We start from the raw sequence: 20,649 nt of genomic DNA, 5'->3' as shown, positions 1-20,649 counted from the left end.
AACAATTATTCTCCATTTTGCTAACCTTACTGCTCAACAGGTATCGGCAAATGGGTATAACTATCAGGAGAGATCATGTCAGTTACTATCTATCATAATCCGCGCTGCTCAAAGAGCCGTCAGACCCTTGCCTTGCTGGAAGAAAAAGGCATTACCCCAGACATTGTAAAATATCTGGAGCAAAAACCGGATGTCGACCAGCTAAAAGCCCTACTCAACCAATTGGGTTTTGATTCTGCCCGCCAGATGATGCGCACCAAAGAAGCACTTTATAAAGAACTGGCTTTAGGTGACGAGAGCGTCAGCGAAGAACAACTGTTCGAAGCGATGGCCAGTAATCCTAAACTCATCGAGCGACCAATTGTGGTTAACGGCAGCAAAGCAGCCCTGGGCCGTCCGCCAGAGCAGGTACTGGACATCCTGTAATGCGCAAAATACTGGTGCTTTATTACAGTCGCCATGGCAATACCCGCCAGCTAGCCCGGCATATTGCCCGTGGCATTGAGCAGGTTGACGATTGCGAAGCAGTGCTACGCACCGTCGCTGAAATTGACAGCATGGGGAAATTAGGTGAACCACCGTTTGATGGCGACCCTTTTGTCACCCATGATGATCTGAAAGCCTGTTGCGGCCTGGCCATGGGAAGTCCGGTGAGATTCGGTAATATGGCCGCCCCCCTGAAACACTTTATCGACAGTACCAGTGCCCAGTGGCTGGCCGGAACCCTGATAGGCAAGCCAGCCTGTGTATTTACTTCATCCTCCTCAATGCATGGTGGTCAGGAAACCACTCTGCAATCTATGATGCTGCCACTTCTGCACCACGGCATGCTTATCGTCGGGCTACCATACTCGGAGCCGGAGCTGCATACCACTCGCGCAGGAGGCACACCATACGGCGCTTCTCACCTCAACCAGGGGCAACAGAAACAACTACAGAGCGATGAAACTGCACTGGCGCAGGCATTAGGACGACGACTGGCTGAAACGGCAAGCAAGCTTACCGATAACAGTTAAGGATAACGTGATGAAACCAATGAGTAAGTCAACGCAGAACCTGCGATACTTCGCCCTGACGGCCAACCTGTCGCTAATCCTTTGGGTTGGCCTGTGGCAAAGTACGATATCACCTCATCCCCACCTCAATAACTTTATCCTGGCCGGTGTATGGATCTTGCCGATGCTGTTACCACTCAAAGGGATCCTGCAGGGGAGGCCCTACACCCATGCCTGGGCTAACTTTATCCTGATGCTGTATTTTCTCCATGCGCTGACCATTTTATGGGTCGATGACGGCGAACGTTTACTGGCGATGGTTGAGTTAGGGCTGGCCAGCAGCGCTTTTGTTGCCAATATCCTCTTTGCCCGCAACCGGGGCCGGGAACTGGGAAATAAACTGAAAAAGCTGTCACAGGTAGAAAAAGAAGAGCGGGCTGCTCACGAAGAAAAAACAACGAGCAAAACTGAAAAACCAAATAGGTAGCTCCATTACAGGCGGTTCTAACCCGTAATAAAAAAGCGGTGGCTTCTGCCACCGCTTTTTTTATAACTCAATTCGGTTCGGGTTCCAGTAATACTGGTTGCTTCTACTCTGTGACGGGTCAACGGTTGCCGTGACATCAATAGCCTGAGGGTTCTGCGGCAACGTTTCAGGCTCTGCAACCGGGAAGATTTTCTCTTCGGTTAACAGAGTTTCCGTTTCAGGAGTTACCATGGCCACTTTTTTCATCCTGTCTAATGGAACCAGACGATTATCACGGCTCAGCTCACGTTTAAACGCAGCCTCAGAGCTCAGCAGGTTCACATCAAATACGACCTTGTTACCGTGCACCTTGCTTGCATTCACAGTAGCTACCGAAGTCATATCAGTCAGCAAACGCTCCAGAATGAAGAAATCTTCTGTGGTCTGAATATTATCGACACGGATAGCGAACTTACCATCACTAGCCCCGCCAAGCTGTACAGCGTATTTTGCCGCCAACAGATCAGCTACCTGATTCATCATTTCTGTCACGGCCAGCTCAGAGCTACCGGATGTACGCCCTTCATCAGGCGCTACCTGCGATGAAACCAGATTTTCCGGCTTATCGGTAAACAAGTGCCACGCAAGCTGGACCGTTTCCCCTTGCTGCTGACGCACACGCGCAACTAATACTGCATCAGGCTGATATCGCATACTGGCATCAGCAATCGGCTGAACAAAGCCTCCCCATAAATCAGGAATATTAATTGCCGTAATATCCTCAAAATCACCAATCGGCATCATCACAGGCACGCCGCGCATATCGGCAGCCTGTTTCAACTGTGGCTGGATAACATTGCCTGACTGATCCCAGATAATGCTGCGATCACGGTTAGCCTCTTCGACTACCCACACCAACACTGACGGACGCTGCGCATCCCACAGCGTCGCATTAGCTTGCGTCAGCAAATTACGGATCTGACGGCGGTCAAAAGTCAGCTCAAGAGTCTGCTGCCCTTGGTGGTTACCATAACCAAACTGGCTTACATAAGGGGTATTGTTTTCTACCGCCTTACGGATCACTTCATTTTGTATTATTGCGCTCTGGCCTGATACCTTAATCAGAACCTGCTCCAGCGCTTGTTCACGGGCTTTTTGTTCCGACTCTTTATCAGTGTCGGGCAGTACGACCTGCGCCTCATAAAGGTTGGTGACGTTTGCAGCTTTAAGCGGCAAAGCGAATAAAGCAAACAGTATTAGAGCAAAACGCAACATAGAAAACTCATTCATCACTTAGTTAAGACCTGATCATAAAATGATCGAACCGGAAACAGCAACCACTACTGACACAAAATCCTCTCTATTCTTAGTATTTCTTTATGCATCCAGTCCACATAAAAAGTAAACATCTCTCTCATTCGTATTTAAAAGTCACCCTTCTTTATGGACCAGGTCACAAAAACAGGCTGAAAAAACGCAAGCCTTAAATGTAACGCTTTCAAAAAACCGTGATCGATAACTCACTTTTAAATACTTATAACTATTTAAAACAGTTATCACCGTCGACAATTAGGCAAACGATTACATCCATGCTAGGATTTCGCGATTTTTTTACAGACAGGGTGGAATACTACAATGATGCAGTTATTACAGGGTGCCCAAATGCTCTTTGTCGCATTTGGAGCATTGGTTCTGGTGCCGCTTTTAACCGGACTTGATCCTAATGTTGCCCTCTTTGGTGCCGGTATCGGTACTCTCCTTTTCCAAGTCATCACTAAACGTTCCGTTCCTATCTTCCTCGCTTCCTCTTTTGCTTTTATTGCTCCTATTATGTATGGCGTCCAGGCTTGGGGCGTTGCCGCTACCATGGGTGGTCTGATGATGGCCGGTGTGGTTTATGTTTGTATGGGCGCTCTGATCAAAGTTCGTGGCGTTGCTTTTATCCATAAACTGCTGCCACCAGTCGTTGTCGGCCCAGTTATTATGGTGATCGGCCTCGGCCTGGCTCCAGCAGCCGTCAACATGGCACTGGGTAAAACAGGTGATGGGGCGGTTCAGCTAATCGATGGTGATACAGCACTGTGGATTTCAACAGTTTCATTGCTGACAACCATTATTGTCAGCGTATTTGCCAAAGGTTTTTTCAAACTGGTTCCGATTATGGCCGGTATCCTAGCAGGCTACGGCCTGAGCCTAGGCTTCGGTGTCGTTGACTTTACACCGGTAACACAAGCAAGCTGGCTGGCAATGCCAAACTTTACCTTCCCGGAATTCAACATTAACGCCATGCTGTTCATGATCCCGGTTGCGATTGCACCGGCAGTAGAGCACGTCGGTGACATGCTGGCTATCTCCAACGTTACAGGTAAAGATTACCTGAAAAAACCAGGTCTACACCGCACTATGGCTGGTGACGGTATTGCGACCATTGCAGCTTCTATGTTCGGCGCGCCACCAAATACTACTTACTCTGAAGTTACTGGTGCCGTTATGCTAACTAAAGCTTTCAACCCTGTGATCATGACCTGGGCAGCAGTAACCGCTTTGGTACTGGCATTTGTCGGCAAGCTGGGTGCAGTTCTTCAGACAATCCCGATCCCTGTTATGGGCGGTATCATGATCCTGCTGTTCGGCTCAATTGCGACAGTTGGCCTGAACACACTGATCAAAAACCAGGTCGACCTGCACAAAGCCCGTAACCTGGTGATTGTTGCTGTCACACTGGTATTCGGTATCGGCGGTATGGCTTTCGGTATTGGTGAATTTAGCCTTCAAGGTGTCAGCCTGTGCGGTATCGTCGCAATCGTGCTAAACCTTGTCCTACCTGATGACTTGGGTGAAAACCATGTCGTCGATAACGCTCAAATCGAAGACAGCGCGCTTTAACTCAGCACCAAAAACACTTCAAATTTCAGCGCAGAAGATCACTTCTGCGCTTTTTGCTTTTGTAATATCAACCAGAGAAAGTAAGTGTTCCGGTAATTAAGGAAGGAAAAACGCCCGGAGAAAGGAAAGCCTTTGGCTAACTCATACAGCTAATATACTGGTCTGTCACCAGTGAACTTAATAAACAAGAATGAGCAAAAGCTTGTTGCTTGGATAGAATTCCACTGTAAAAAAATCAAACAAAAAGCCGGGCAGTTGCCCGGCTTTCTTTTTATTGCTTCAGGAAAAAATCACTTCGTACCGAAGATCTTGTCACCCGCATCGCCCAGGCCAGGAACAATATAGCCCTTGTCGTTCAGCTTCTCATCGATTGCAGCAGTGTAAAGCTCAACATCTGGATGAGCTTTCTCAAGCGCAGCAATACCTTCAGGAGCAGCAACCAGTACCAGCACCTTAATAGAGCGACAACCATTCTCTTTCAGCAGGTCGATAGTTGCGATCATCGAACCACCGGTTGCCAGCATTGGGTCAACAACCAGCGCCATACGCTCATCGATGTTTGATGCCAGTTTATGGAAGTATGGTACCGGCTCCAGTGTTTCTTCATCACGGTAGATACCAACTGTTGAGATACGGGCGCTTGGCATGTGCTCAAGTACACCGTCCATCATACCCAGGCCAGCACGCAGGATTGGCACAACGGTTACTTTTTTACCTTTGATTTGATCAATTTCTACTTGACCATTCCAACCCTCAATAGTAACCTTCTCTGTTTCGAAGTCTGAAGTCGCTTCATATGTCAGCAAGCTGCCAACTTCCGTAGCTAACTCACGGAATCGCTTAGTGCTGATGTCACCTTCGCGCATAAGACCAATCTTATGTTTTACAAGTGGGTGTTTAACCTCAACGACTTTCATTTCTGACTCCTAAGCAAACAAAATTTCAAAAAATCGCACTATTATACACTAGACCATTAGCAGTCTGGTAGGGGTAACCGTTTTGATTGCTCAGGTTTTATCCAACGAGATTTATTGACGCAAACGTTTTCCTTTCCGCTATGACTGCTGTTATCATACCCCCGCTTTTATTTTCTTTAATGCGATGAGGGATCTCTGGTGAGCGGCAATAACTCTTCTCTTAGTTACAAAGATGCTGGTGTGGATATTGATGCAGGCAACGCATTGGTTGATCGTATTAAAGGGGTGGTTAAACGCACCCACCGCCCTGAAGTGATGGGCGGTATTGGTGGTTTCGGAGCACTTTGCTCACTACCAACCAATTACAAGGAACCAGTACTGGTATCCGGAACAGATGGCGTTGGCACAAAGCTGCGCCTTGCGATGGATCTGAATAAGCACGATACAATCGGCATCGATCTTGTTGCTATGTGTGTGAACGACCTAATTGTTCAGGGAGCTGAGCCTCTATTCTTCCTTGACTACTACGCAACCGGCAAACTGGATGTTGATACTGCAGCTGATGTTGTAGCTGGTATTGGTGAAGGTTGTATCCAGTCCGGCTGTGCCCTGATCGGCGGTGAGACTGCTGAAATGCCGGGAATGTATCATGGTGAAGACTACGACGTAGCGGGTTTCTGTGTTGGTGTTGTCGAAAAAGCTGACATTATCGATGGCAGCAAGGTTACTTCTGGTGATGCACTGATTGCTGTAGCTTCCAGCGGCCCACACTCCAACGGTTTCTCTCTGATCCGCAAGATCATCGAAGTGTCGCAAGCAGACCTTAGCCAGCAACTTGAAGGTAAGGCTCTGTCTGAACACCTGCTTGAACCGACCAAAATCTACGTTAAATCAACCCTGAAGATGATGGAAAGCTGCGATGTACACGCCATCTCTCACATTACAGGCGGTGGTTTCTGGGAAAATATCCCTCGCGTGTTACCGGCAGGAACAAAAGCTGTGATCGACGGTAATAGCTGGCAATGGCCTGTTGTTTTCAACTGGCTTCAAGAAGCAGGTAATGTCGATACTTATGAAATGTATCGTACCTTCAACTGTGGTGTCGGTTTAGTTATCGCCCTGCCAAAAGAACAAGTAGCCCAGGCTATCGAAATCTTGCAGGCCGAAGGCGAACAAGCCTGGTTGCTGGGTGAAATTGCCACCGCTGAATCCGGTGAAGAGCAAGTGGAGATCAAATAAGCCGATGAAAAGTATCGTGGTCCTGCTCTCCGGTAACGGCTCAAACTTGCAGGCGATGATTGATGCCTGTCAGGAAGGCATCATCAGCAACGCTAGGGTTACAGCAGTGATCTCAAATAAAGCCGATGCTTATGGTCTGGAACGTGCACGCAAAGTCGGTATTGCGACAGTTCATCTGCCCGCCGGTGATTATCAGGATCGTGAAAGCTATGATCAGGCCCTGGCTGAGCAAATTGACCGCTTTGAACCGGATCTGGTTATCTTGGCCGGATTTATGCGGATCTTGAGCGACGAATTTGTCCACCACTACATGGGCCGAATGCTTAATGTTCATCCATCCCTGCTACCTAAATACACAGGGCTTCATACCCACCAGCGAGCGATTGATGCTGGAGACAAGGAGCATGGCACCAGTGTTCATTTTGTTACTGAAGAGCTTGATGGCGGCCCGGTGATCCTGCAGGCAAAAGTACCAATCTTTGACGGCGACTCTGTCGAAGAGGTTACGGCCCGGGTACAAGAGCAGGAGCATAGAATTTACCCTTTAGTTGCCAATTGGTTCCTGCAACAAAGGCTGACAATGAAAGGCGGTAAAGCCGTACTGGACGGAGAAACATTAGCAGAACACGGCTACGCAGCCGAGGACTGAACCTTCCAGCCATCATCAGCAATAAACAAAAACGCGACTATACGTCGCGTTTTTTATTTCTGATAAGCAGGTCAAAGCGTTCGGTTGTAGATCCGTTCACCATAATGGAACATATTGAACTCTCCTACTTCCATCTTGTGCCAGTTTTCATCATTCGTCAGCGGCTGAGTTGCAATCACTGTCACCACGTCATTCGGTGTCGTTTCCTTCTGGAAATCGATAGTTACATCCTCATCAATCAATGATGCCTGACCAAAAGGCGCCCGACGCGTGATCCAATGCAGGTTATTACTGCAATAGGTAAGTACATACTCACCATCACTGAGCAACATATTATAAACCCCAAGCTGACGCAGTTGATCACAGCACGAGGCAACAAAATCTAGCACCGGCTCCAGCTTTTGCGGCATTACCGGAAACCGCTCTTCCATTTGGTTCAGTAGCCAGCAAAATGCTTTTTCACTATCTGTCTGGCCAACCGGATTAAAGCGGCCGGTATCAAGGGACTGATACTCCGTCAACTGGCCATTGTGAGCAAAGGTCCAATAACGCCCCCAAAGCTCACGGGTAAAAGGGTGAGTGTTTTCAAGGCTGACACCGCCACGGTTCGCCTGGCGAATATGGCTAATCACTGCACAGCTTTTTATCGGGTATTCCTGAACCAGTTCGGCAATACGAGAACGAGAGCTCGGGTTCGGATCTTTGAAGGTACGGAAACCTCGTCCTTCGTAAAAAGTGATCCCCCAGCCATCACTGTGCGGACCGGTATTACCGCCCCGCTGCATCAAGCCAGTGAAGCTAAAACAGATATCCGTTGGCACATTGGCACTCATGCCAAGCAATTCACACATTGTCTGTTATGCCCTTCTACTCTATCAGTTTGAAGCCATTTCTTTTTCAACCAGCATGATCAAAATGTGGATGATTTTGATATGCACTTCCTGAATACGATCCGCATAACCAAAGTGAGGTACGCGGATCTCGATATCAGCCAGACCAGCCATCTTACCGCCGTCTTTACCGGTCAGTGCAATAGTTTTCATTCCTTTTGCCTTCGCTGCTTCAATCGCTTTCAGGATATTGCCTGAATTACCCGATGTCGACAGACCGAACAAAACATCCCCCTTTGCACCTACAGCTTCAAGGTAACGGGAGAACACATGATCATAGCCAAAGTCATTACTTACACATGACAAGTGACTAGGATCTGAAATTGCGATACCAGGATAACCCGGACGGTTTTCACGGTAACGACCTGTCAGCTCTTCGGCAAAATGCATTGCATCACAATGCGAGCCACCATTACCACATGACAGCACCTTGCCGCCTTGCTTGAATGACTCCGCAAGCAGCTTAGCCGCCGCTTCAATATCGGCAATGTTCTTATCATCACTTAAAAAGCGGTTCAGTACTTCTGCTGCTTCATTCAGTTCTGCACGAATCAAATCTTGGTACATAGGGCTAATCTCAGGTTATTCATACAATATTATTGTTCAGCCGGGCAAACCCGGCCGAACATTTATGCGCCTTCGTTGGCAGTGTACAAAGAAACTGACGAAGGTGTCGACTCCTGAGAGAGCAGATTGTGACGGTTTGATGCCAAATGCTCACGTAATAACTCGGCTGAAGAGTAAAGCAAAATGTTATCGGCATTAAGCACACCGGCAATAGCCAGCTTTTTCTCAACATTCGGTGCCACGCCCAGCAGGATAACCGGATACTGGTGAATACGGTCCAACGCACTTTCAAAGGCATGGATCGCAGTAATATCCATCATGGTCACATCACTGAAATCCAAAACCACGGCACTGGTCTCCACCCCGGAAAGCTCAATCATATTGAAGGCTTTTTCACTAGCCGCAAAGAACAGCGGGCCATTGATGTCATACACCACAACATCCTCACCGAAGTCCAGGTGCTCGTGCTCACGGTTAACCACAGAGACATTGGTCAAAGTAGCAATACGCTGGATAAACAACAGGCTTGCCAGCAGCAGACCAACAACTACAGCCACAACCATGTCGAAAACTACAGTCAGAGTAAAACAAGTCAGCAACACTGCCACATCGCGACGAGGAGCCACTTTTAATGTGTGCACAAAGTGCGGCGCCTCAGACATATTCCATGCCACCATGATCAGCAAACCGGCTAGTGCACTCATTGGAATGTAAGACAGCATCGGTGCCAGCACAATCATCGCAGCCAGAACAAACAATGCATGCGTAACAGCAGAAACCGGAGAAAATGCACCTGCACGGATGTTAGTCGCAGTACGGGCAATCGCAGCTGTTGCCGGAATACCACCAAAGAAAGGAACAACCATATTAGCCAGGCCCTGGCCAACCAGCTCAGCATTCGGATTATGCTTAGTACCTGTCATACCATCTGCCACTACAGCACACAGCAAGGATTCAATACAACCCAGCATGGCGATAGTAAAGGCAGCCGGCAGCAGCTCAACGACAAGATCCCAGCCAAACGCAGGGTCCTGCCAAGGAGTAACGAACTGTGGCAATACCTGCGGAATACCACGACCAATCAAATCACCAATCTGATACTGGAATTTTTCACCCAACAGGCTGACATGACTGGTGCCCCATTGGTTGAACATGAAAGCCATAATCGTACCGGCCACCAACGCGACAACGTGAGCAGGCAAACGGGTTTTCAATCTTGCCCACAAAATGAAGGCAGCAATTGTTGCCAGACCAACAGCAGCATCAGCATAACTGGCGGAAGGCAATGCACTGGCGTAAGCCATCACTTTTTCAGGGAAATGGATAGGATTGCCTTCAACAGAAAGACCCAGCAGATCTTTCAGCTGAAGAAAGGCAATCACCAGACCAATACCAGCAGTAAAACCGGTTGTCACCGGATACGGCACATAGGCCACCAGCTGACCAAGACGCAATACGCCCATTAAAAGCAGGATCACACCGGACATTAGTGTCGCCAACATTAAGCCGGACAAACCATACTGCTGAGTAATCGGCAACAGGATAACCACAAAGGCTGCAGTCGGACCGGTAATATTAAAACGCGAGCCACCGAACAGGGCCGCCAGCAAACCTGCCACAATAACAGTATAAAGGCCGTGCTGAGGCGGTACCCCAACGGCAATCGCCAACGCCATACCCAGCGGAATGGCAACAACACCTACAGTAACACCAGCAACAATATCTGAACGTAACGCAGAAAAAGAGAATCCTTCACGCCACGCTTGCTTAAACGCATGAAATAACAACACGACAAACCCCTGCACTAAACGTACAAAAGAACAAAATGAATAAAGCTGTCATCCCGAATGAGGGAACCGGCGGGCAATTGTCAGTCGGATTTCGGGAAAGGCAACAAATGACTCATGGAGTCATCCACACCTTAATTTGACGGAGATGTCAAACTCAGGAATAACGTGAACGGCATCACACTGAGGGGTAATCTTAATTGTGTGACTTTTTTTCGCAAGTACATTTTTTAATCTCACTGATCTTGATCAATCCCTTTTGTATCAAGGGATAGCCAGAAATTTCCGCGTAACCCCTCACTTTCAGAACGGAAATTTATTTTACATTCTGTTAAAACCCCCATTACACTTACAACAAGTGGTAAGACCTCTTACCTTAGGTAAACCGTACCCAGAAAATAACAAAATCAACGCCCCGATAAGGAGAATCATCATGGTTACACTTGTGTACCTACTAGGGCTAATTGGTATAACCGGTGTACTCGCGTACCACCGTGCCAACCTGCGGACCTTCACTGCGGCCTTTGTTGCCATGCTGGCTCTAGGCTCTGTATTGGATATCGTTGGTCAGTACAGCTGGATAGTTTTCCTGCTGGTTGCCATTCCGCTTAACGTGATTTCGTTGCGTAAAAACCTATTGAGTAAACCGGCTCTGAAGGCATTCAAGAATGTTATGCCGGAAATGTCACGTACCGAAAAAGAGGCTATTGATGCCGGTACCGTCTGGTGGGAAGCGGACTTATTCCGCGGTGCGCCTGACTGGAATAAGCTTCATGACATTCCAGCCCCCCGGCTGAGTGCGGAAGAAAAAGCATTCCTCGACGGTCCGGTTAATGAAGTCTGCCGCATGGTGAGTGACTATCAGGTTACCCATGAACTTGCAGACCTACCGCCCGAAGTCTGGCAATACCTCAAAGATCACAAGTTCTTCGCAATGATCATCAAAAAAGAATACGGTGGTCTGGAATTTTCTGCCTATGCCCAGTCTCTAGTATTGCAAAAACTGACAGGGGTTTCTGGGGTACTATCCTCAACAGTCGGTGTACCGAATTCACTCGGCCCCGGTGAGCTGCTACAGCACTACGGTACAAAAGATCAAAAAGACCATTACCTTCCTCGTCTAGCGGAAGGTAAGGAAATCCCTTGTTTCGCCTTAACTAGCCCTGAAGCCGGTTCCGATGCCGGTTCAATCCCTGATTTCGGCATTGTCAAAAAAGGCATGTGGCAGGGAGAAGAAGTGCTGGGTATGGAGCTGACCTGGAATAAGCGCTATATCACTCTGGCACCGATTGCGACTGTACTTGGTCTTGCATTCAAACTATACGACCCGGATCACTTGTTGGGTGATGAAGAAGAGCTCGGAATCACCTGTGCGCTGATTCCAACTGATATCGACGGTGTCGAAATCGGCCGTCGTCACTTCCCGCTGAATATTCCGTTCCAAAACGGTCCGACTCGTGGTGACAAAGTCTTTGTCCCAATCGATTTCATTATCGGTGGCCAGGAAATGGCTGGCCAAGGCTGGCGTATGCTGGTTGAATGCCTCTCTGTCGGCCGTGGTATTACCCTGCCGTCCAACTCAACCGGTGGTCTGAAAACCGCAGCCATGGCAACTGGTGCTTATGCCCGAATTCGCCGCCAGTTCAAATTACCAATCGGTAAGATGGAAGGTATCGAAGAGCCACTGGCTCGTGTTGCAGGTAATGCCTATGTCATTGATTCTGCCAGCAGCCTGACTGTTTCTGGTATCGACCTGGGCGAAAAGCCTTCAGTTATTTCAGCTATTGTTAAATATCACTGTACCCACCGCGGCCAGCGCAGTGTCATTGACGCAATGGACATTGTCGGCGGTAAAGGTATCTGTATGGGGCCAAGTAACTTCCTTGCCCGGGGTTATCAAGGTGCGCCGATTGCCGTGACCGTTGAAGGGGCCAACATCCTGACCCGCTCAATGATTATCTTCGGCCAGGGCGCAATCCGCTGCCATCCTTATGTACTGGAAGAAATGAACGCAGCTTATAACGACGATGCAGAGAAGGCTATTGACGGCTTCGACAATGCCCTGTTCGGCCATGTTGGCTTTGTGATCAGCAATATGGTCCGCTCTTTCTGGTTCGGCCTGACGGACGGTCGCGGCTCATCCGCTCCTCGTAAAGATGCCACTGCCCGGTATTACCAGCAGCTCAACCGCTACAGTGCCAACCTTGCACTATTAGCCGACATATCCATGGCTGTACTCGGCGGCTCCCTGAAGCGTAAAGAACGTCTGTCTGCCCGTCTCGGTGACGTACTGAGCCAGCTGTACCTGGCTTCGGCTACACTGAAACGTTACGCTGACGAAGGCTATAAACAAGATGATCTGCCAGTTGTCCACTGGGGTATGCAGGATGCGCTATATCAAACTCAGGAAGCACTGAGCGAATTTCTGCGTAACTTCCCGAACCGTCCAATTGCCGCAGTACTGCATGCGATGATCTTCCCGCTTGGCAAAGGCCGAGTAAAACCATCTGACAAGCTGGATCATAAAGTGGCACGTATTATCCAGACCCCATGTGAAACACGCAGCCGCATAGGTCGCGGTCAGTTCCTGGAGGCTTGTGAAAACAACCCTGTCGGTCTGATTGAGAAAACACTGAAAGACATTCTGGCCGCTGAGCCACTTTATGACCGTATTTGCCAGGCAGCAGGCAAGAAGTTCCCATTCATGCAGCTGGACAAGCTGGCTGAAACCGGACTGGAGCTTAACGCAATTAACGAAGAGGAAGCCAAGCTGCTTCGCCGTGCAGAAGAAGGTCGCCTGCGCACCATCAATGTCGATGACTTCGACCCTCAGGAGTTAGCAGCCAAGCCATACCAACCGGAAGAGAAAAATAAAAATATTGCCGCCTGATGAACATACTCAACAACAAAGGGAAGCCAATGGCTTCCCTTTTTATTTTTCTTACAATGCAAGCAACATAGCTTTTTTTATGAGGTCGGCACAACCAATGCCTTATCTTCTAGTGCCTTCTTCAGCTTCCTTTTACGCCATAAGAAGGTTACAACAACCACCAGCACAATCACCAGCAAGTTAACCGCCATAATAATTTTTAAGGTCTTAGAACGGGCAGCCTGCTTCTCTGCTTCAAGGCGCTTTAACTCTGCCTGCCGCTCTTTCTCTTCCTGATAAGCCCGGAACTCTTCAAGGTTCCGATCAAGCTGCAGCTCAGCCATAACAGCAAAATGATTCTTCGGTAACTTGAAGATCAGTTCACGTTTGTCAAAATTGTCCGTTGCATACAACCAACCAGACCAGGCATAACGCCCCGGCGCTTTAGCATTCGGCAACCGGACTTTCATTTCAGCTTCATCCGCCATAGCATGCTGCTGGCTGATAATCACCTTTCCTTCAGGATCTTCCTGCTCGATATGAGCAGCCAGAGACCCCGGCAACAAGGCACCGTCTTCACTTTCTACCACCACCTGGTGCGCTTCATTAGAGCTGCGCCCCTGAATAAAACTTGCCGTCATCGGCGGCGGATAAACCAGCACCTGCTGCTCAACCGTGCGCAGGAAAATCCCGTTGCCGGAATTAAGCTTAACGCGATATTTTCCCGGCATAATATTGATCTGCAATGCCACAGTAAAAATCCCGTCCCCCGGAACCTCATCAAAATCCAGTCCATCATCAGCAAATTCACCAATGACTATTGGTCCGGGGCGGGCTTCTACCGGCAGGCTTTCTATATCTTCAACATATTCGTAGAACACCACTGAAAGCTTAAGCCGGTCGAGAAAATCTCTCATGGTCAGAAGCTTACCGCCCTGAGTCAGCCGAGCGGTAAACTTGAGGGTTTCAGACTGATAAAGCCGTGAAGGCAAATCAGACACTTCCAATTTCAAATCCGACAGCACCGCCACCTGATTATTTGGAGTCACCTTTCCCACGGCCTGCCAAGGACCGGGCATCGGCTTTTCAATCGAAATAATGTCCATTCCCGGCTCGTCATACCAAGAGACATTTTCCGGGTGACGCCAAGAGTAATATTTCACCCCGTCCGGGCGAACCAACACAATAGATCGACTGTCTTTATCCCGTTTGACCACAAACGAGACCTGATTGACCGTAGGATCAACCCGAAAGCGGTTATCCAGCCACGACATAGTGGTACTGTCCTGAGCCCAGGACAGCACTGGCAGCAAGATCACCAGAAGTAATAACCGCTTCATATAACACCTATTGACGCCAGAGCGTGACGTCACCTTTTTTCTCAATAAGATCCAAACGCGCTTCATGCGCCTGTATTTCATCGGCAGATGCCCGGATGATCTTTAGCGCTTTTCTTCCTGAAGCCAGGCGTCGGATCGTACTTTCTGCACCGCTGTCACCCTCACTGTCTCCAGAACTTAGTGCTAAGGAAGTCTGGCCACCTGTCATCATCAGGTAAACATCAGCCAGAATCTCGGCATCGAGCAATGCTCCGTGGAGTGTACGGTGCGAGTTATCAATACCGTAACGGGAACAAAGTACGTCAAGGTTGTTACGTTTGCCCGGGAACAGGCGTTTTGCCATATCCAGGGTATCGGTTACTTTGCAGAAGTCTTCCGTCTTACCTATTGACGGATCCAGTTTCCTGAATTCGTAATCCATAAAACCGATATCGAAGGGCGCGTTATGAGCGACCAGTTCGGCCCCGCGGATAAATTCCATGAATTCCTCATGGATGTCGGCATAAGTCGGCTTATCCTGCAAAAATTCGTCAGTAATACCGTGAACATCAATCGCTTCCAGATCGATTTCCCGATCCGGCTTGATGTAAACGTGGAAACTGTTACCGGTGAGCTTTCGGTTGATGATCTCAACCGCACCGATTTCAATAATACGGTGTCCTTCATAATGAGGACCGGTCATATTCATACCGGTTGTTTCGGTATCGAATACAATTATGCGTTCGTTAGTGGCTTTCATAGTAGCGATTGTGTCAGACTAAGTTTTTCCCTAAAACGAATACTACCAAATATGACTAAGCAGGTAGAAATTTTCACCGACGGTTCCTGCCTCGGTAACCCGGGTCCGGGCGGATATGGAACAGTTTTGCGCTACAAGCAGCATGAAAAAGAACTTAGTGACGGCTTTTTCATGACCACCAACAACCGAATGGAGTTGCTGGCAGCCATTGTCGGCCTATCAAGCTTGAAAGAGCCCTGCCAGGTTGATCTCACCACAGACAGCCAGTATGTCCGTCAGGGGATCACCCAGTGGATCCATAACTGGAAAAAACGCGGCTGGAAAACCGCCGATAAAAAACCGGTCAAAAATGCCGATCTCTGGCAGCGCCTGGATGACGAGGCCCAACGCCACCACATTACTTGGCACTGGGTTAAAGGACACGCAGGTCATCCTGAAAACGAGCGCTGTGATGAGCTTGCCCGTACCGCAGCGGAATCCCCGTCCAAAGACGACACCGGCTACCAGGCCTGATTCACCACACTAGCCCCAAAAGCAAACAATAGTACTGCCAGTTTAACTCTTTACCCGTTGGCTGGCTTTCGTCCGGCAGTTTACTCCTAGCGGTGTAAGCTGACGCCGTAGCTTCCAGGTCGGCTTTATCGGTTTTAGCGGGAAAGTTCGCTTGCGAGCAACAATCAAGTACATACTGCTAACCGACGAACAGGGATCCTGCAAAATACTCTCAGCCCAAGCCAGACAAGCCTGGTGGCGTGTCGCCGGTAGCACGGCAAAGTTCTCATGGAACACTACTTCATAATTCAGTACTCCAAGCCAGTCCTTTACCCGCATTGGCATAAACATTCGCCCATTCCACGGATAGCGTTTTCGGTTCCAGGGCAACATCCCTCGCATCCCAAGAAGGCTGACCGGATTATTCCCGCTGATCAGCATGTAGCCGTCATCAACTGTTACCCGATCAACTTCGCGCAACAGACGATGAGGGTCAGAGCAATAATCAAGCTGGTGTGCCAATACACAGGCATCAAACGATTTTTCTATAAAAGGCAAGGCAAATGGATCAGCAACGACATTATGCAGAGGATTGAAGTTGTCGATACAAATCTGATGCTGGATGTTACAATAGCCGCTGGCTATCTCACAACTTAAGCCACCCAGCTTTAACATGTGGTAGCCAAAAAGTTTAGGCCACCATTCGTCAAACTGAGCCTGCAGCAGCTCCGCTGCCCATGCCCCATTGACGACTTGCGACCAGGAATGTGGCGGTTCGATATCTCTTAATGTGCGGGCTGGCTTCATAAGTTATGGCTCAACACCTCAAAGGCTGGAGACAAATTACATGCTTACAGTAAAAAGCATACCTGCATTTAACGACAATTACATCTGGTTGATTCACAGTCCCGATAAACGCTGTGTGGTCGTCGATCCCGGTGATGCAGCACCAGTAATCAAGGTGTTAGAAGAAGAGCAACTGACGCTTGACGCTATTCTTATTACTCACCATCACCACGATCACATTGGTGGGATCAGTGAGCTTAAACGCAAATATCCGCAAATCAATGTTGTCGCTCCGACAGCAGAGCCAATCCCGGGAGTTACCCAGACAGTCGATGACGGCGATCAGGTGGAAATTTTCGACGAGCGTTTCATGGTAATCAGTGTACCAGGCCATACCCTGGGTCATGTCGCTTATGTCGGCGACGAAAAACTGTTCTGTGGTGATACCCTGTTTTCCGCCGGCTGCGGACGCCTTTTTGAAGGAACACCGGCCCAAATGTATTCATCATTGCAAAAAATTGCAGCCTTACCCGATGAGACCGAGGTCTACTGTGCCCACGAATATACCAGTAGCAACCTTGCCTTTGCCCTCGTAGCTGAACAGAACAACCCGCACCTACAACGCTATCGTGAAGAAGTCAGTCGCCTTCGCGCTCAGGGGATCAGCACCATCCCTTCAACGCTGGGACAGGAAAAGTTAATAAATCCTTTCTTGCGTTGCGATCAGGCCAGCATCAAAAAATCAGTGGCAGATAAAGCATTTGACGAAAGCGATATTGAAACCTTCGCAGCACTTCGCCGCTGGAAAGACGAATTTTGACCTGCGTCACTTGTGTCCAAGGTAGTAGGGAAAGTATCATCACCAACTATTTTGGCTTTAGGCAGGTTTCATGAAATCCCGATTTTTTTTAGCAGGCGCGCTATTACTGGCCGGTTGCCAAATTACAAATACGACAAAAACAGTAGAAGAACAGACAAACACAACACCGAACGATAACGACACACCAGTTCAGGTACAGGCTGAAACACCAGCTGCTGTACCTGTAAAAAAAGCTGAACCTGTCGTTATTGAACCTGTAAAAGTTCCTACTCCACAAGAACAGGAAGATTTGTGGCAACGTATCAGCATGCAGCTGACTGCCGAAATTCCGGATAACAAACGTATAAAGCACTACCGAAATTGGTACCTACGCTATCCGGGCCACCTGAAAACTGTCGCCCAACGTGCAGAACCTTTTCTTTATTACATCACTGAAGAAGTTGAAAAGCGTGGCCTGCCTCTGGAGCTTGCACTCCTGCCTATCGTAGAAAGTTCATTTGACCAGTTCGCCTATTCCCATGGCCGTGCTGCAGGCTTATGGCAAATAATTCCAGATACCGGCCGCCGCTTCGGACTAGAGCAAAACTGGTGGTATGACGGTCGTCGCGATGTCGTAGAATCCACCCAAGCAGCGTTGGACCTGCTGGAATACCTGAACCGTAAATTTGATGGTAACTGGCTTCACGCTCTTGCCGCCTATAACACTGGTGAAGGTCGTGTCTTCCGAGCTATCCGTCACAATAAACAGGCCGGAAAGCCAACCGATTTCTGGTCACTAGACCTGCCAAAAGAAACTGACGGTTATGTGCCAAAACTGCTGGCCGTTGCCGACGTCATCAAGAACCAGAAAAAATACGGGATCTCGGTACCTGTCATTGCTAACAAGCCAGCAGTTACCGTCATCAAGCCGGGAACTCAGATGGACCTGGCTATGGCTGCCAACTATGCAGGTATGAAGCTGAAAGATTTGCAAAGCCTTAACCCTGCCTATAACCATTGGGCAACCGCTCCAGATGGCCCAAACCACTTGCTTCTGCCTGTCGATAAAGCCAATCGCTTCAGCAGTGAGTTTGAAAAAAATGGTCGTCAGGGCATGAAGGTTGTTCGCTATAAAGTGAAATCGGGCGACACCCTAGGAGTACTGGCTCAAAAGCACCAGACAACGGTCAAGCAGATCCAGCAGGCAAACAATATGACTGGAACCAATATCCGTGTTGGCCGTCATATCTTGATCCCAGTCGCGATGAAAGACGGCGAAACCATCTCGGCACGTCTGGCAGCCCGCACTCAGCAAAATCATGGCGGTGGCTACCGCATTATTTATCAGGTCCAGCCGGGTGACAGCCTATGGAAAATTGCCCGTAGCCAGAAAGTCTCAATTGACCAAATTACAAAATGGAACGGCATCAGCAAGAAGAAGCCGCTTCGTCAGGGTCAGAAGCTGACGCTTTGGAAAGACAGCAAGAGTGGTGGTGTAATCCGCACCGTTTACTACGAAGTACGCGCTGGGGATAACCTCAGCACAATCTCCAAACGCTATAAAGTTAAAGTGTCAGATGTTGTGAAATGGAATCAAATCAACGGCCGGAAATACCTTCAACCAGGCCAGAAACTGAAACTGTATGTTGATGTCACTAAGGTAAGTGTATGACGCCTTCTAAAAACCCGTTCGTCGCGGTATTCGATGCATTCCGCTCCCCTATCGACTGCTTTGCAGCCGTACACGAACGCCCTAAATGGGCAATTTTGCCCTACTTGCTTGTCATCCTTGGGCCATTTTTCCTTTGGGGTGCTTATTTTAACAATGTAGATATGATCTGGTTGCAGCAGGAGTTGATGAGCCAGTTCACGCAAATTGGTCATCAGGTTGAGGAATCCTGGCTAAGCAAAGAAGTCTTGCTTGCCGGTGAAGTGTTCAGTGATATTACCGGTCGTACCGTATGTATCTTTGTGCTGGCACTGTGGCTGAACCTGGCAACGAAAGCCAACACCTACCAGCACAGTTTTGGTAAATGGCTGGCCGCAGCTTGCTTTATCATGCTGCCAGCTCTGATTGGTGACTTTGCCAGCTATATCAATGTTATGTTCAATGACAGCAACATCATGCCAAATGCCGCTGATCTAAACAGCCTTAATGGCCTGCTTAAGCTTCCGCTAAGTAACCCTTGGGCTGCTTTTACCAGCACAATTCCGCTACTTGCACCTTGGTATATTGCTTTGACTTATGCCGTTGTTGGCGCATGGACCGACTTTAACCGCGCTAAAGCAATCATTATTGCCACCCTGCCATGGCTGTTGGTCTTGGTTGTCTGGCCGCTGATGATTATTGCAGCCTAAAGCTAGCAATAATCGGGTTATGATCTGAGGCATCGGTTTTCGGTGCCTCGGCAATCACTAAATCCAACCCGCGGTAATAAATATGATCCAGTGGCTTTCCTAGAATCTTCACGCGCTGGTCTTCACGCAACTGCACATCACGCAATCCCAGGCTTTCCGCAAAGCGATTAACGACATCCATCCTAGCCTGTCGCCAGGTATTAAAGTCACCAGCCAAAATGATCGGGCCATTATGGCGATCCAATACTGATTTAAGGCTTTTTAGCTGTTCTTCATACTCTTCCAGGCCAAAAACAAAATTCACACCGTGAAGATTTACAACAGCTAAAGTGCTGCCATCAGAAAGAGCAAACTCTGATATCAGCGCTGATTTTGGCAAGCGAATCCAAGGCTCCATGGCCAGATAAGCGCATGTCTTTTTGGCATTCACACTGGATAAGTTCATCACTCCGGCCGGAGTATTCATAAACTTAAACGCATTAGCCATTCGCACTTTCCATTCAGAATCATCAAGATAATCCTGAAGGTCCGGATTAAGGCTCGCTTCCTGAAGCAAAACCAGTTCACTGCCTTTTGTAAACCGATCCAGTGCATTGCGCCAGTTTTCCTTTTGCTGCTTATAGATGTTCCAGACCGAAACAGTAAACTCCCCCTCATTATCCAAAGGCATTGCGATATCACTGTCTATACAGCGATATGAAAATTGTGGAGCCAGCACATTGGCACTAACTTCAGGAGCATCAGCGACATCAAATGACCAATTGAATGCTCCTGCTCCCAGCGCTCCTGCGACAACTCCCAATCCAGCAACAACTTTTGTATAACGCGACATCTTAATTACCTTTCTTGGCACAAGGCAGCCCCTAGCAA

20 protein-coding genes are annotated in these 20,649 nt (G+C 48.6%); 11 read left to right on the top strand and 9 right to left on the bottom strand.

Translation table 11 applies throughout. The annotated features are described in order from the left end of the window. The first annotated feature begins 75 nt into the window (after window positions 1-75). The 3 genes from arsC to AACQ93_RS03810 are packed head-to-tail and all read left to right on the top strand — an operon-like array spanning window position 76 to window position 1,482. On the top strand, window positions 76-426 hold the full coding sequence (gene arsC / locus AACQ93_RS03820) for an arsenate reductase (glutaredoxin) (RefSeq protein ID WP_064602329.1): 351 nt from the start codon (window positions 76-78) through the stop codon (window positions 424-426). Beyond that, window positions 426-1,016, top strand: a complete 591-nt coding sequence (wrbA, locus tag AACQ93_RS03815; RefSeq protein ID WP_064602327.1) for an NAD(P)H:quinone oxidoreductase — start codon at window positions 426-428, stop codon at window positions 1,014-1,016. Before arsC ends, wrbA begins: the two co-directional genes overlap by 1 nt. A 10-nt stretch (window positions 1,017-1,026) precedes the next feature. After that, entirely contained in the window at window positions 1,027-1,482 is a 456-nt protein-coding gene (locus AACQ93_RS03810) for a DUF2069 domain-containing protein (protein ID WP_064602325.1), read from the top strand. Window positions 1,483-1,542: 60 nt separating this feature from the next. Here the strand turns inward: AACQ93_RS03810 and AACQ93_RS03805 are convergent, their stop codons facing one another. After that, window positions 1,543-2,736, bottom strand: coding sequence for a DUF2066 domain-containing protein (locus tag AACQ93_RS03805; RefSeq protein ID WP_064602323.1), 1,194 nt, complete (start codon window positions 2,734-2,736; stop codon window positions 1,543-1,545). A gap of 360 nt (window positions 2,737-3,096) precedes the next feature. Here AACQ93_RS03805 and AACQ93_RS03800 point away from each other — a divergent pair, with 360 nt between their 5' ends. Next, a complete protein-coding gene (locus AACQ93_RS03800; RefSeq protein WP_007468349.1) occupies window positions 3,097-4,347 on the top strand; it encodes a uracil-xanthine permease family protein in 1,251 nt (416 codons plus the stop codon). A 290-nt stretch (window positions 4,348-4,637) separates the two neighbouring features. On the opposite strand, the gene upp is transcribed toward AACQ93_RS03800, so the two are convergent. Next, complete coding sequence (upp, locus tag AACQ93_RS03795; protein WP_007468347.1) at window positions 4,638-5,264, bottom strand: uracil phosphoribosyltransferase; 627 nt, start codon at window positions 5,262-5,264, stop codon at window positions 4,638-4,640. Window positions 5,265-5,462: 198 nt separating this feature from the next. Between upp and purM the strand changes: the two genes are divergently transcribed. Continuing rightward, window positions 5,463-6,503: a phosphoribosylformylglycinamidine cyclo-ligase gene (gene purM / locus AACQ93_RS03790; protein ID WP_064602321.1), complete on the top strand. Its 1,041-nt coding sequence runs from the start codon at window positions 5,463-5,465 to the stop codon at window positions 6,501-6,503. Window positions 6,504-6,507: 4 nt separating this feature from the next. Beyond that, window positions 6,508-7,152: a phosphoribosylglycinamide formyltransferase gene (gene purN, locus AACQ93_RS03785; RefSeq protein ID WP_064602319.1), complete on the top strand. Its 645-nt coding sequence runs from the start codon at window positions 6,508-6,510 to the stop codon at window positions 7,150-7,152. A 71-nt stretch (window positions 7,153-7,223) separates the two neighbouring features. Here purN and AACQ93_RS03780 read toward each other — a convergent pair whose 3' ends face one another. From AACQ93_RS03780 to dauA, 3 genes are all read right to left on the bottom strand, one after another. Continuing rightward, a complete protein-coding gene (locus AACQ93_RS03780; protein WP_064602317.1) occupies window positions 7,224-8,003 on the bottom strand; it encodes a class II glutamine amidotransferase in 780 nt (259 codons plus the stop codon). A gap of 24 nt (window positions 8,004-8,027) precedes the next feature. After that, entirely contained in the window at window positions 8,028-8,609 is a 582-nt protein-coding gene (gene lpcA, locus AACQ93_RS03775; protein ID WP_064602316.1) for a D-sedoheptulose 7-phosphate isomerase, read from the bottom strand. A 62-nt stretch (window positions 8,610-8,671) separates the two neighbouring features. Next, on the bottom strand, window positions 8,672-10,399 hold the full coding sequence (gene dauA, locus AACQ93_RS03770) for a C4-dicarboxylic acid transporter DauA (RefSeq protein ID WP_064602315.1): 1,728 nt from the start codon (window positions 10,397-10,399) through the stop codon (window positions 8,672-8,674). Between the two features lie 430 nt (window positions 10,400-10,829). Here dauA and fadE point away from each other — a divergent pair, with 430 nt between their 5' ends. Next, entirely contained in the window at window positions 10,830-13,286 is a 2,457-nt protein-coding gene (gene fadE / locus AACQ93_RS03765) for an acyl-CoA dehydrogenase FadE (protein WP_064602313.1), read from the top strand. 77 nt (window positions 13,287-13,363) lie between these two features. Here the strand turns inward: fadE and AACQ93_RS03760 are convergent, their stop codons facing one another. Both AACQ93_RS03760 and dnaQ read right to left on the bottom strand, forming a co-directional pair. Next, a complete protein-coding gene (locus AACQ93_RS03760; protein WP_064602312.1) occupies window positions 13,364-14,605 on the bottom strand; it encodes a TIGR03503 family protein in 1,242 nt (413 codons plus the stop codon). A 7-nt stretch (window positions 14,606-14,612) separates the two neighbouring features. Further along, window positions 14,613-15,344 (bottom strand): DNA polymerase III subunit epsilon, encoded by a 732-nt coding sequence (gene dnaQ, locus AACQ93_RS03755; protein ID WP_064602305.1) that lies wholly within the window; start codon window positions 15,342-15,344, stop codon window positions 14,613-14,615. A 51-nt stretch (window positions 15,345-15,395) separates the two neighbouring features. Here dnaQ and rnhA point away from each other — a divergent pair, with 51 nt between their 5' ends. Further along, the gene (gene rnhA / locus AACQ93_RS03750) at window positions 15,396-15,857 is read left to right on the top strand and encodes a ribonuclease HI (protein WP_036800987.1); all 462 of its coding nucleotides are present in this window, start codon (window positions 15,396-15,398) and stop codon (window positions 15,855-15,857) included. Between the two features lie 42 nt (window positions 15,858-15,899). Here rnhA and AACQ93_RS03745 read toward each other — a convergent pair whose 3' ends face one another. After that, window positions 15,900-16,643: a methyltransferase domain-containing protein gene (locus AACQ93_RS03745; protein WP_064602303.1), complete on the bottom strand. Its 744-nt coding sequence runs from the start codon at window positions 16,641-16,643 to the stop codon at window positions 15,900-15,902. Between the two features lie 40 nt (window positions 16,644-16,683). On the opposite strand from AACQ93_RS03745, the gene gloB reads away from it, so the two are divergent. From gloB to AACQ93_RS03730, 3 genes are all read left to right on the top strand, one after another. Continuing rightward, window positions 16,684-17,442 carry a hydroxyacylglutathione hydrolase gene (gene gloB, locus AACQ93_RS03740; RefSeq protein WP_064602301.1) on the top strand — a complete coding sequence of 253 codons (759 nt, stop codon included), beginning with the start codon at window positions 16,684-16,686 and terminating at the stop codon, window positions 17,440-17,442. Between the two features lie 70 nt (window positions 17,443-17,512). Beyond that, window positions 17,513-19,093, top strand: a complete 1,581-nt coding sequence (locus tag AACQ93_RS03735; RefSeq protein ID WP_064602299.1) for a lytic transglycosylase — start codon at window positions 17,513-17,515, stop codon at window positions 19,091-19,093. Next, window positions 19,090-19,779 carry a YIP1 family protein gene (locus tag AACQ93_RS03730; protein WP_064602298.1) on the top strand — a complete coding sequence of 230 codons (690 nt, stop codon included), beginning with the start codon at window positions 19,090-19,092 and terminating at the stop codon, window positions 19,777-19,779. The genes AACQ93_RS03735 and AACQ93_RS03730 overlap by 4 nt, the downstream gene beginning before the upstream one ends. On the opposite strand, the gene AACQ93_RS03725 is transcribed toward AACQ93_RS03730, so the two are convergent. Continuing rightward, window positions 19,766-20,611 (bottom strand): endonuclease/exonuclease/phosphatase family protein, encoded by an 846-nt coding sequence (locus tag AACQ93_RS03725; protein WP_064602296.1) that lies wholly within the window; start codon window positions 20,609-20,611, stop codon window positions 19,766-19,768. The genes AACQ93_RS03730 and AACQ93_RS03725 overlap by 14 nt on opposite strands. Between the last annotated feature and the right edge of the window lie 38 nt (window positions 20,612-20,649).

The organism is Photobacterium sp. J15, assembly GCF_963870815.1.
Classification (GTDB): Bacteria; Pseudomonadota; Gammaproteobacteria; order Enterobacterales; family Vibrionaceae; genus Photobacterium; species Photobacterium marinum.
Note: the sequence above shows the minus strand (reverse complement) of the source record. Positions and strands in the feature narration are given on the sequence as shown.